This window comes from Anaplasma platys, assembly GCF_012790675.1.
GTDB classification, from domain to species: Bacteria; Pseudomonadota; Alphaproteobacteria; order Rickettsiales; family Anaplasmataceae; genus Anaplasma; species Anaplasma platys.
The window spans coordinates 809,057-821,471 of record NZ_CP046391.1; the positions used below are offsets into that span (position 1 = coordinate 809,057).

At 44.9% G+C, this 12,415-nt stretch carries 10 protein-coding genes and 2 pseudogenes; 5 read left to right on the forward strand and 7 right to left on the reverse strand.

Annotated features, from left to right (window positions below; all coding sequences use genetic code 11):
* Nucleotides 1-89: 89 nt before the first annotated feature.
* Nucleotides 90-1,457, forward strand: a complete 1,368-nt coding sequence (gene miaB / locus ANPL_RS03155; protein WP_169193315.1) for a tRNA (N6-isopentenyl adenosine(37)-C2)-methylthiotransferase MiaB — start codon at nt 90-92, stop codon at nt 1,455-1,457.
* Between the two features lie 792 nt (nt 1,458-2,249).
* Here the strand turns inward: miaB and ANPL_RS03160 are convergent.
* The gene (locus ANPL_RS03160) at nt 2,250-3,488 is read right to left on the reverse strand and encodes a hypothetical protein (RefSeq protein ID WP_169193316.1); all 1,239 of its coding nucleotides are present in this window, start codon (nt 3,486-3,488) and stop codon (nt 2,250-2,252) included.
* 112 nt (nt 3,489-3,600) lie between these two features.
* Here ANPL_RS03160 and ANPL_RS03165 point away from each other — a divergent pair.
* A pseudogene (locus ANPL_RS03165) lies at nt 3,601-3,780 on the forward strand (AarF/UbiB family protein); the annotation flags it as partial.
* A 218-nt stretch (nt 3,781-3,998) separates the two neighbouring features.
* Here the strand turns inward: ANPL_RS03165 and ANPL_RS03170 are convergent.
* The gene (locus tag ANPL_RS03170) at nt 3,999-5,312 is read right to left on the reverse strand and encodes an AarF/UbiB family protein (RefSeq protein WP_236822792.1); all 1,314 of its coding nucleotides are present in this window, start codon (nt 5,310-5,312) and stop codon (nt 3,999-4,001) included.
* A 124-nt stretch (nt 5,313-5,436) separates the two neighbouring features.
* Nucleotides 5,437-6,165, reverse strand: a complete 729-nt coding sequence (locus ANPL_RS03175) for a metal ABC transporter ATP-binding protein (RefSeq protein WP_236822793.1) — start codon at nt 6,163-6,165, stop codon at nt 5,437-5,439.
* On the opposite strand from ANPL_RS03175, the gene ANPL_RS03180 reads away from it, so the two are divergent.
* Nucleotides 6,148-7,029, forward strand: a complete 882-nt coding sequence (locus tag ANPL_RS03180; protein WP_169193318.1) for a metal ABC transporter solute-binding protein, Zn/Mn family — start codon at nt 6,148-6,150, stop codon at nt 7,027-7,029. The two genes, ANPL_RS03175 and ANPL_RS03180, sit on opposite strands and share 18 nt — an antisense overlap.
* A gap of 377 nt (nt 7,030-7,406) precedes the next feature.
* On the opposite strand, the gene recR is transcribed toward ANPL_RS03180, so the two are convergent.
* The 3 genes from recR to ANPL_RS03195 all read right to left on the reverse strand — a co-directional run bounded on the left by recR (nt 7,407) and on the right by ANPL_RS03195 (nt 9,292).
* The gene (recR, locus tag ANPL_RS03185) at nt 7,407-7,991 is read right to left on the reverse strand and encodes a recombination mediator RecR (protein ID WP_169193645.1); all 585 of its coding nucleotides are present in this window, start codon (nt 7,989-7,991) and stop codon (nt 7,407-7,409) included.
* Between the two features lie 76 nt (nt 7,992-8,067).
* Nucleotides 8,068-8,238, reverse strand: a complete 171-nt coding sequence (tatA, locus tag ANPL_RS03190; RefSeq protein WP_169193319.1) for a twin-arginine translocase TatA — start codon at nt 8,236-8,238, stop codon at nt 8,068-8,070.
* Nucleotides 8,239-8,257: 19 nt separating this feature from the next.
* Entirely contained in the window at nt 8,258-9,292 is a 1,035-nt protein-coding gene (locus ANPL_RS03195; RefSeq protein ID WP_174764267.1) for an ABC transporter ATP-binding protein, read from the reverse strand.
* 386 nt (nt 9,293-9,678) lie between these two features.
* Between ANPL_RS03195 and ANPL_RS03200 the strand changes: the two genes are divergently transcribed.
* Complete coding sequence (locus ANPL_RS03200) at nt 9,679-10,200, forward strand: protein-disulfide reductase DsbD domain-containing protein (protein WP_169193320.1); 522 nt, start codon at nt 9,679-9,681, stop codon at nt 10,198-10,200.
* A gap of 264 nt (nt 10,201-10,464) precedes the next feature.
* Here ANPL_RS03200 and ANPL_RS03205 read toward each other — a convergent pair.
* A pseudogene (locus ANPL_RS03205) lies at nt 10,465-10,785 on the reverse strand (DNA gyrase subunit A); the annotation flags it as partial.
* A 35-nt stretch (nt 10,786-10,820) separates the two neighbouring features.
* On the opposite strand from ANPL_RS03205, the gene ANPL_RS03210 reads away from it, so the two are divergent.
* Complete coding sequence (locus ANPL_RS03210; RefSeq protein ID WP_169193321.1) at nt 10,821-11,546, forward strand: biotin--[acetyl-CoA-carboxylase] ligase; 726 nt, start codon at nt 10,821-10,823, stop codon at nt 11,544-11,546.
* Nucleotides 11,547-12,415: the final 869 nt, after the last annotated feature.

The window sequence follows — 12,415 nt, forward strand, 5'->3', positions numbered from 1 at the left end:
GCATCACGGCAAGCTGCCTAACTTCGTAATTGTACCACATGCCTTTATCATGTAAAATTCGGCCTCGTTCCATAATATGACAAGAATTCATGACCAAAGGTCTGTACATAGAATCGTACGGGTGCCAAATGAATGTGTACGATGCACTGATGATGGAGGACGTGTTGCGTCCGGTAGGGTATGCGGTAGTAGAAAAACCCGAAGATGCTGATGTGATATTGATCAATACTTGTCATATAAGGGAAAAAGCATCAGAAAAGCTCTATTCAACCTTGGGCCGCATGCGGTTAATCAGGAAAGACGGATGCCTAATCGTTGTTGCCGGCTGCGTCGCTCAGGCCGAAGGAGAAGCAGTTTTCGAGCGAGCACCATTTGTCGATGTTGTGGTGGGTCCCCAAGGGCTCCATACGCTTGCTGAGCTCATAATGAAGGTCAAAAGAGACAAGAAACAAATAAATATTGAATTCCCTGTAGTATCAAAGTTCGATGCTATAAAAGCCGAGAGGAGGGCAAATGGCGGAGTTTCAGCATATGTGTCAGTTCAAGAAGGTTGCGATAAGTTTTGCACGTTTTGTGTAGTACCTTATACCAGGGGCCCAGAATACTCTCGAACAGTAGAAGCTGTACTGGAAGAAGTAGTACAATTAGTCGACCGTGGAACCAAGGAGATTGTACTTATAGGACAAAATGTCAACGCATATCATGGAACCTATAAAGGCATCGAAAGTGACTTAGGAACCCTTATTCGTGAGGTAGCTCGCATAAACGGCGTTGAGCGCATTCGCTATACTACTTCCCATCCTAGAGATATGCATCCTACCTTATATGATGCTCACAGGTATGAGCAAAAGTTAGCACCTTTTGTTCACTTGCCAGTTCAGTGTGGCTCAGACCGCATACTTAAAAAAATGAATAGAAAGCATACGGCTGATGAGTATCTAGAAATAGTTGGCAAACTAAGAGAGGCCAATGCTAACATTGCCCTCTCTTCTGACTTTATCGTGGGGTTTCCCGGAGAGACAACAAAGGACTTTGAGGATGCTCTTAAGCTTGTTGAAAACGTTGGCTTCTCTCTTGCTTATAGCTTTAAATATAGCCCGAGACCTGGTACCCCGGGGGCGGAGTATCCAGACCAAGTACCAGATCAGGAGAAAAGTGAACGCCTCTCCGCCCTACAGCGCCTCCTTAACACTCAACAACTTGTCTTTAACCAGAGTATGGTTGGCAAGGTCATGGATGTCTTAGTGGGGGACCTCAGTACCATGCGCAATGGCAGAATTTTTGGCAAAAGCATGTACACTCAGACGGTGCGCATCTCTACTCCAAAGGAGAATATGATATTTAACAGCATGGTACAGGTTGAAATATTGCGGGCAAGTCAGAATTCTCTGGAAGGAGTTGCTCGCATTGACTCACAGCACTGCAATGCAACAGCCCCTGCAGCAGCATATGCCTGACTTAGCTGACAGTTCGTCGATGACTGCACCAAAACTGCCCCTGTTAGCCTGTTGTGTTAACTACAGCTCCACGAATTTCGAACTCTAGTAGAAGAGTATCTGCATAAAAAAGTGAAGTGCGCACTTTGATTGCACGGGAAAAAGTCGATCCATTGAAATTCAGCATATCAAAGAAGGCTCTTTCGCATCACGAGCATCTTTAAACGACAGCTGCATTTGCATGTACCACAACTCACTAAAAAGCAGACTCATGTTTTGGAAGCTCCGTATATGCAGCAGCGTCACATCACCGCCCTGAAGTGTTGAAAAGTTGCTCGGCAGTAGCAATGAACCATGATGCGTGCGCCAGTAACAGCAAAAACTAAGAAAAACTCTCCAACACACAGACCTGGAATGTAATTTCTGCCTCTTTACCACAATGGTATGGCTTATCAGAAAACACATAATCAACTGTGAAAAGCTCTTCCATTCACCGCATAGATACCGTATAAAAACTAAGCTTTTGGCAAAATACGCACGATTCAGCAGATGTTTACACACACTAGATTCCAAGGTCTCAAAACACAGCAACATCATATCGCTGTAAGCAACTCATTTACCCTGACCAACCTTAGTACACGCATGGAGTGAACATCATATTCCCATACTGTGCGACACAAAAGCTCCTATTTTCTCACCACATAGCATCTCCAAAAAGCGACGCAGTCGAGGCGCGCACATAGAAATGTACCAGGCTACTTAGGGAAATTCTTGGGACAAAACTAACTATCGCAAAACAAAGGCTATAAATTGCTAGGTTGCGGCCTCGCATACTCTACCACCTCTTCCTACAAACAAATAATACGCAATAGTCGCCACAGAGGTGATAACGAGCAAATCAAGCAGTGCAGCAAATTGCATCAAAAGGGTAAGCCCCATCAACACAAGGCCCGCTAATACACACATGTACCCATTTAACACTGAAAAGAAAGTGGTTATTGATTTCTTTTCCACGATACGCACACCTTCAGTAAAGGCTGCCATGTGACCCCCTGAAAAAAAGCCAAATAACACCGCTAGAACACAGCTGACGTAGAACAGATAAGATACTACTTCTCCAAGAGGCAGGCTCTTAATAACTAGTGCCAATAGCAATAACACAACTCCTTGCAGCAGTCCAGTGGCCAACAGTATGCTGAGACTTTTCCATTTGAAAAGCATGGGAGCACTAGCAAAAAACAACGCACCTATAGCAAAGCCTACCCACGAATACGCAGATACAATACTCCCTATATTTGCACTTATCTTGTAAAATAAAACACCAGCTAAGGCAAAGAAGATACCAAACTCCATCCCCGCTACAAGTGAGACCAACAATACCATGGGCCTGCGCGCAACATCCCATGCATGGCGCAATATTTGCACAAGCTGTAACCGCGAGTCGGAAATACAATATTTGTAGGCTTCAGGGGTGCTTGTTACACAAAGCATCACGAAAAATATCAAAAGCTGCACAACAGCCACGCACCATACAAGCAATGTAAAGTTTTGGGTTAAAAATGGCGCGTAATATCTTGCTAAATACCAAGCCAAGACGTAAAGAGCACCGTATGCCATTTGCGCTATACCAACAGTTGTTCCCACAAGAGACGCACGAAAGAATCCAACGCTCAGGTAGTCAATTCCAATAAAGTTAAAGGAAGCACCAAATGTAAAAAAGATCTGTGATATAAGCCCCATGATGGGAAAATTTTGCACGTTGGTAAATATTTGCATTACCATCCCCACAAAAACATATGCCGCGGCCATTGGCAGCAAAACTCTGCTGCCGCGATTGTCCAACAACACCCCAGAAAAGAGTTGGAAACCCGAAAAAAGCAACATATGCAGGAACAATAACGTAGCCACTCTTACGTCACTACTTAACGTCACAGTGCCAAAAGCAGCATACATCCACTCGAATGCACATGTTGATAGCAACATCAGCACCAGCATCAGCCAGTAGATAAGCTGCTTACAAAATCCAAAATAACCGACACTTTGCTGTCTCATAGTAGACGAAATGTCCAAAACACTATTTCAAACCCCATATTGGTATCGGAGTTTCTCTGGGTGAACAACACATTTCTTGCGCAGCAAAATGAGTAATGAAAAAGCTGACTATAACCAGGTGTATAGGGATAGGTTTTTTCACGCAGATATGCATCCGGGGAACCTGCTGGTGGGACATGGTGATAAAATAATCGCCGTAGACTTTGGCATTGTGGGAAGGCTAGACGAGGAAACCTGCTTCTATATAACTGAAATCTTTGTTGGCTTTCTAAATCGTGATTATAAAAAAGTTTTCTTCCTGATCTGCAGTCAATGCCTTACTGCAAACACAATTCACTTTGTTATACTCGAATTACTCTATTAGGTACCCGAAAAAAGCAATGTGCGTTATGCGACAAAAACTTTGCGCCCTGTTATTGATAAATCGATACATATTTCAAGTATCACTTTAAATGCAGTGTATCCCGCAGATCCCATTATGTAGCTGCATATCTTGCTATATATAAAGTGTCACTTTAATAAAATTACAGCTGCAAACATAGACAAGACTGCTAAAGCAAGAATGACTATGAGTTTGGACTGAGCCTGCCTCTGCCTCTGTAAATTCTCATTTTCGATCATGATATCCATACAGCGGTCGATTTTGGACATAAACAACTTAGCTCTACTCATGGACCTACATGCTTTGGTTTTCTTAAGCCGTTCTATGTATCCGTCCTTTTCATAATGCTCTTTGACCCAGGTTTCTGCCACCTTCCAAAAATTTATGTCAGGAGCTAATTGCCTACATACCCCTTCAACCAGCACCATAGTCTTTTGCAATAAAAGCAGCTTTGGTTGAACGCACATGTCAAAATCCGCTGTTATTTTAAAGAGCTTCGCAAGTAATTCTGCCATGGAAAAACTGTGGGCGTTAACATCGGCTATGGGCTCCCATATCGCTCTGCATGCAGTTATAAATTCATCACATTTTCCTGGAATGTAGCCAGCCTCTTGGTGTGCCTCAGCAACTTTTTTATAATCACGATTTAGAAAGCCAACAAAGATTTCAGTTATATAGAAGCAGGTTTCCTCGTCTAGCCTTCCCACAATGCCAAAGTCTACGGCGATTATTTTATCACCATGTCCCACCAGCAGGTTCCCCGGATGCATATCTGCGTGAAAAAACCTATCCCTATACACCTGGTTGCAGAAAGAAATTATTAGCTTTCTAGCCAGAACCTCCCTATTTTTCAGTTCTTCAACCCTGTAGATGGGAATTGCCTCAACCCACTGCAAGGTCAGAACACGTCTTGAGGTCAGGCTCCAATCTACTTCAGGGATGTAAAAATCAATGCTGTCATTCCTCAGATTTTCCCGCAGCTCATCAGCATTCGCAGCTTCAAACCTGAGATCCAACTCAAGCTTACATATGCTAGAGAATGTTTCTATAAGCTGAGGCAACTTGAACCTTTTCAAAATGCCTAGCAGATCACAGATTCCCGCCAACTTCCGCATAAGATTGATGTCTCTAGCAAAAGCAGCTTCTACCCCCGGACGTAGCACCTTAACTGCTTTTAGCTCTCCATCTAGCGCTCGCGCCCTATGCACTTGAGCTATCGATGCCGCAGCCACTGGCTCCTCGCTGAATTCTGGAAAAATCTCGTGTATTTCTTTGCGAAATTGCTCCTCTATGATTGCCTTAACCTCTTTGTAGGAAAAAGGCGGCAGCTTGTCACATAACGCCAACATATTGCCCGCAACATCTTGGCCCACTATATCAACTCTCGCAGCCAGGGATTGACCAAATTTCACAAACGTAGGACCGAGACTTTCCAAGCACATCGCCAGCCTCTGACCATAGCTCGCGGAGCGGTACCGCAAAGCGCATATTCTGGTATGAGGTATGATGCCGTAAGATAGAAGTGAAGCTCCTATCCGGCACAATCGGAAAACGCCGCTGACAGCGCTAAACATGCTCTGGAAACACACTCATAAACTTAGCACTTTCTGCAATTTCTTTAGGAGTTCCCTGACAACGGATAGAACGATTAATGCATACCACCCGATCAGAACAATCCATCACGCAGTGTAAGTCATGGGACGTCATGATAACGCCTATTTTTAGTTCCGCCACTAGCCTACTGATTAGCTGGTAAAAACTGTGCTTGGCCTCAATATCCATACAGCTAACCGGTTCATCAAGCACAACCAAGTTTGGCTTCATTATAAGACACCTTGCAAGCAAAACCCGTTGTACCTCACCCGCAGAAAGCTCAGTCATCTGGCGTTGTAAAAGCCTGGTTACATCCACATATTCCATAACATTTTTCAGGGCCATTGGCACTTCCTGCCCCCAGCACGCACTGAGCAACATATACTCCACAGTCATGGGCATACAACTGTTAGCCTTAAAATTCTGCGGCATGTAAGCGGTGACAAGATTTTTAGCACGAGTTATATTGCCGAAACAGCTCTTGGTGAGCCCGACTAAAACGCGTAACAATGACGTCTTTCCCCCACCGTTAGGCCCAAGGATTGTCACGATCTCACCAGGACTGATATATAGGCTCACATCGTCGATAACCTTTCTATTTCCATAGAATAGGGTTATACTGTCCGCCACGAGCATTGGTACAACACCGCGCACTCCAGTAATCCTCGACTCAGGTTCCTCGATATGCTGAATAAAATACATATTGCTTTGCTACTGATGGCAACAGCGCTGCCGCACGTAGGATATACCGTTCCAAAAGTTGTCGCAACCATAAATCCTATACAATTTCTGGTAAGTGACGTTGGTCGCGGCATATTGGATAGTAACATTCACACATTAGGAACATCATGCGTACACGACTGCGTGCTAAAGCCATCTGATGTTGCAAGCTTGAACTCTGCAGACATAGTCTTTTATGTCGATGAGAGAATGGAACCTTACATAAAAAAACTCCGTGGGCCGGGGAAAGCCCTAATTAGGCTGTCTGACGAAGTTGAATTACTTCCCGATAGGAGTACAAAACGCGCTAACGGTTCTTCAAACAACGTGAATGACTTCCACATATGGCTGAATCCTGACAATGCAAAGAAAATTGTGGAAAAAATATGCTCCGTGCTGTCTGACGCTGACCCGGAAAACGCTCAGATATACCGCAGCAACGCCGACAGCACCATTGCAGGTATTGATGCTCTAAAGTTAAAAGTACACGATCTATTGGAGCCTGTAAAAAATGTGCCCTACATAGTGGCACATGATGCGTATCAATACTTCGACAGCTATTTTGGATTAAACTTCAAAGCATCGCTTACCGCTGGACACACCCTGCATACAACCGCGAGAGAGCTTTCATTTGCGAAAAAGACAGCTAAAAAGTTTGGAGTGAAGTGTATCTTCGTTTCTGACACCAAAAATAGCTATCGGTTAATTAGTAAACACATGAAAATAACGGTAGTTGATCCCATCGGAAAGTCTATCGTCAATAACAAAAATGGCTACGCAAAGCTCATAGAAGAGCTAGCAACTCAATTCCAACGGTGTCTTGAGAAAACAGATTACAAAGAATAGCTGCTGTTTCTAGCATATTGCTTGCGGGCGTGCAACAGCATCCGTGAAGACATACGAGTGCCAATCCTGTTTCTTCTGGGCACCACTCCCCAACAAAAAGCTCAGATAGCAACTCACTTCGGTCGCCAAGTAAGAATGGGACCACACAACGCTCAACACTCCGCCATCTTCACAGACAAAATCTAAGCGCATCCCTACTATGCCGCATTCCAGCAATTACCACGCACCATGTTCTGAATCAGAATGTGGAGGAGCTCTTCGAGATAGCTGGAAACCACACGAGAGCCAGCCGCTGTACGATTTCGTCCACTACCAGAAAAAACCGCAGCACAGCATGCCAGCTACATATGCACGCAAAAAAACCTCACGCCTCGCAACTATATAGCATACCTGGAAGACAGCGCCGCACGCAGTGTCCCCTCGTCTAGATAGTCAATTTCTCCACCTAGCGGTATGCCACATGCCAACCTTGTTATCTTGACTCCTGTGTCTTTTAGTGTTTGTGTTATATAGTGACATGTCACCTGGCCATCCATGTCACTGCCAGTGGCTATAATCACTTCCTTTACCCCGCGCGACACAACCCTTTCAGATATATTTTCGATGTTTAAAGCTTCAGGACCAATGCCAGAAATGGCGGAGAGAACGCCCCCAAGAACGTGATAGACCCCGTTATATATCCTGCCCTTTTCGAAGGCCCAAAGATCCCCCAACTCCTCCACCACACACAGAAGAGACGGATCTCTCCTTATATCCGTGCATATCGAACAAGGTGACTGAGTATCAAGGTTATGGCACACAATGCACTCCTTGGTGTTCTCCTCAAGCTCCCTAATACAAGAAGCTAAGGGTATCATGACATCCTGTCTATGCCTGAGAAGGTGCAAGACTATCCTTCTAGAAGACGCTGGCCCCAGATTGGGAAGCTTTGAAAACAAGCTGATCAACTTACCAATGTCCACGCCACCAACTCTAAACAAAACCCGTCACAAAACACCAGAGAAAAGGTACACAAAGCCAGATGACGCTGACACCGAGCTAGTGATGAGGCTCGTCCTCTGTTGACATCAACTTCCCATCCTTGAGCTCTCTCTTTAAGTTCTTAAGGCCACGCCCCAAATCACCCATGACCTGGGGTAACTTCCCAGCGCCGAAAAGCACCATTATTATCAGCAATACCAAAAAAACCTGCCACGGACCCAAACTCATACACCCCCTCCAACAATCATTAGAGCTCAAATAGCAGAGCCTTACTCGAATCCAGAGACACGCTCACGACATCGCCCACTTCAGGCAAAACCGCACCAAAGAACTTCATCCAGTAAGCATTGTCACCTGTGGCTATGTATACCATATTATTGAAGAATCTTACAAGCTTTACTGAAGCAGTAACACCCCCCTGTTCCTGCTGTACTATAGCGTCAGGCCTTATACATACAGCCACCCTGCCGCCCTCTCTAAAATTACTTGCGTCAATGCTGCCCAAATCCAAAACCACTGTCCCATTTCGCACATGAGCCTCGAAGTAGTTAAGCCTCCCAAAAAACTTTGCAAGATTCACATCGTTGGGAAAATTATACACCTCATAAGGAGTACCGCACTGTGTAACTCTTCCGTCGTGCATTACGTAGATCTTATCGGCGATTTCAAGGGCTTCTTCCGGATCATGTGTAACTAGTAAAACAGTAATTTTTTCGGATCTGATTATAGAAAGCACATCGGTTCTGATCTTGGCTCTCAACATGACATCGAGGTTTGAAAAGGGCTCATCCATTAACACAATTTCCGGATCTTGGGCCATGGTACGCGCTATGGTGACAAGCTGCTGTTGTCCCCCCGACAACATGTGGGGATAGGCATCTTTGAAGCACTCAATACCTAATGTGCTCAATACCTTCAAAGCGTACTGCGTTCTCCTATCTTGGTTACTTTCTCTTACGGCAAACGCTACGTTTTCCACAACAGTCTGGTGATGAAACAAAGCAGGATGCTGAAAGATCAACCCCACATTACGCCTTTCTGTAGGTATGTGTATGTTGGATCCAACGTCGCTAACCACCTTACCATTGATGGTCACAACACCAGTCAAAGCCCGCTCCAACCCAGCTATTAGCTTGAGAATAGTAGACTTACCACACCCTGACTGTCCAAGCAAGCATACAACCTCACCCTTCTTGCCAGAAAAATCACCAACCTCTAAAAGGAAATCACTCTTTCTATATTTATGCGTTATGTCGCTAAGTCTAAGCCCTTCCACCACCATTACCTACAGCGCAAGATTACATGGTAACACTCACCACGATTATCTACAAGTCACCGCAGGGGATAGTAGCCTAAAAATGTCTACGGAGGGATCTATTAGCACAGCAATAGCAATGAAATTGTATTCCACACTTCACTTGTTTACAACCCCACACTCATTTACGAATGCGGCCTGAACAAACAGAATAGTGATTATGTTGCCAGAATTAGCTGACTTCCGGAGTACTCGGCCACAGAAGCAGTTTCTGGCGCTAAGGCAACTTGATGCGATTTCCTCTCGCCTTGCGCATTTTGTAAACAGGTTGTCGTTTTGCCGAGGCTGGAAATAGACAGAGCGTTACAAGGCTGAGATAAGTTATATAATGATTAGCCGGCTGTTTTTGGGAGATGAACTTGAAATTCTTGAAAGGAACCCGTTTCGCACTAGCCTGGGGACTGCTGTTGTTTTCCAGTGTATCGTGTTGGGGTAGCAAAGAAGCAGACAATCTTGATAATGCGTATGATGATCACGCCAAAGTGCAAGTAGTGGTGGAATCTTATTCTGAAAGCAAAATGAGTTTATCCGTAGCCATTGACGTGGAATCTGGATGGCACATTTATGCTGAAGATCCCGGAGACGTGGGCATGCCAACAAAGTTTTGGTTTGAAGAAGATGATGGGATCAAGGACTTGCACGTCACATGGCCCGAATTTTCCAGAACTTCCGTACAGTTGGGAAAAAAAGTTTTCAGAAGCAACATATATAAGGGAGTTACACATTTCCCCATTACTTTTACCCTCCTTAACGACACCGAAAAGCAGCTGCAGCTACATGTAAGTTATGCAGTCTGCGGAGAAATGTGCATTCCAGTCAGCCGTGCCTTCACGGTAGAAATACCCGAAAACAGCTTTAACACAAACGCACGGTAACGACCCAATAGACGCTATAACCACAGGCCTCTACGTAAGGAGGCCGCAGTGCCCTAGGTAGCAAAAGGAGTGACAATGAGGCATTCTACCAAATAGGCTTACGTGAACCTACACTTGAAGCATATGCGCTGCACCCTCTTAATGCTTTTATAATTGCAGCAGTGCGAGGTATAAGTACTTGGTGCACGATGGTCCTGCAATGTAACATTCGACATACTTGAACTAGCTAGGATGTAAACTCTCGCGTTTAAAGCTAGACTAGTAGGCCACAGGAGGATCACCATCAATGGAACCAAAGTTACCCTGGCTGTCTATAAGGGGCACAAGCAATGAGAAGTCTTGAGCCATCCGCACCAAGGCATCGTAAATAGCGGTGTCAGCGTGAGGGTGGTATCTACCCATAACATCACCAACCACCCTAGCTGCCTTTTTATACGGCTTATCATGGCTGTACCCGGACTTGTACATAGAGTACAAAATCCTCCTGTGCACAGGCTTCAGGCCATCTCGAATGTCAGGAATAGCACGACTCACTATCACGCTCATCGCATTCGTGCAAATTGCGTTTCTCAGAATAGAACGTATAGTGTGTGCTTATATGAACCTCGCCGAGAGATTTTATGCAGCCATACGCAATACATCACGTTGCTGTCACACAAAGCACAAACTTAGATGCAATAACCCTTGCTGAAAATGGAGCCCCGTCTGGAACGGTCGTAATCGCCGATGAACAAACATCCGGCTCTGGAAGGCGGGGAAGACTATGGTCAAGTCCGAAAGGAAACCTATATTTTAGCATAGTGATTAGGGTGAATATTGAGCTGCCAGCGATTTCCTTTTTGGGAGCTATAGCCGCAGGAATTACCATAGAGGAGATTCTGACCCAGCACAGTATTAATACTGCGCAATTACGTTATAAATGGCCAAATGATGTCCTAATAGACGACAAAAAAATATGCGGCATTCTTCTAAACTTAAAAAGGCAGGGGAAAACAATGGAATGGATAGTGTGCGGCATAGGAATCAATATTCTCTCATATCCAGAACACGCCACATCCATAAGTAGCTATGTGCCCAATATGGCACCGTCTCTATCCAACGTACAGCTTCTGCACAGCACACTTGAAAACTTCTCAAAGCTGATGGACATACTATCTGTCAGCGGTTTTGATGCATTGCGTCAACTGTGGCTAAAAAAGGCTTACAAGCTAAACTCAGAGATAAACGTAGTAACTAGTGCCAACACAAAATACAGGGGAAAGTTCGTTGATATAGACAACAACGGCTCCATAGTTCTCGAACAAAAGGGCAAGCTGCGCAAAATAGAATATGGTGAAATGATCTGAGAACAAACAAAACAATATTGTTCAGGGTAGAGCGTAATGGTGAGCACGGACAAAACTACAATTTCATGTTTCCCCGACACACAGCATCACTTCATTGCGGCGCTGACACTTGACCGCTTTCAACTAGGTCTGCAAGCTTTGTATACTAGACAGCACCCCGACGCAGCAATAATCAACCAAGCTCTTGCGGCCCATTCTCTGCCTAACTAGCCCCTTATAATTTTAGTCTTCCCGTAGACAAAAACTCTGCCTATGCCCTGGACGAATGTTATTCCTCTACTAGCGAAGTTCACCCCCTACTAACGCGAAGCTCTCAAAGCCGCCAGCAGTGCTATTTACCCATGCGGCTTGCGCCTATGCACCATTCTTCAGCTCATTGGTTTGCAGTCCCCAAGTAAGCATAATGCTCCATAGATTAGCCAGAACCTCGCATTGGCCCACAGTAGAAAAACAGCAAAACATAAGGACCCACTGCGCCTACTAGCTTCAGCAAGAGCGTAGCCTACAAACAATTTGTACGGCGTTTGTACCGTATCTCACATAGTCCATTACCGCCGACACACTGTGAGAACAAATTGTTTATTTATCTTCTGCTGGTACGGCTTGAGAGCTGTTACCGGCGTAAGGCTTGGAGAAACGTAAAGCGCGAAAATGCATCACAGGTTTGTGAAAGTTAAGCTGCCAGTAAACATGAATTTGAACGACAACGCATATTGCAGCGCCGTGCCTTCATTGTACACACTTGGCGCCATGGGCTTCCTATTAGTTAGCTTAACGCTACAACCTGCTACATGGGTTAGTCCGCAGAAAATAGCAACAAAGCATCCTATAAAAGACGACCGCGAAACCCGAGGATTCAGACTCACATG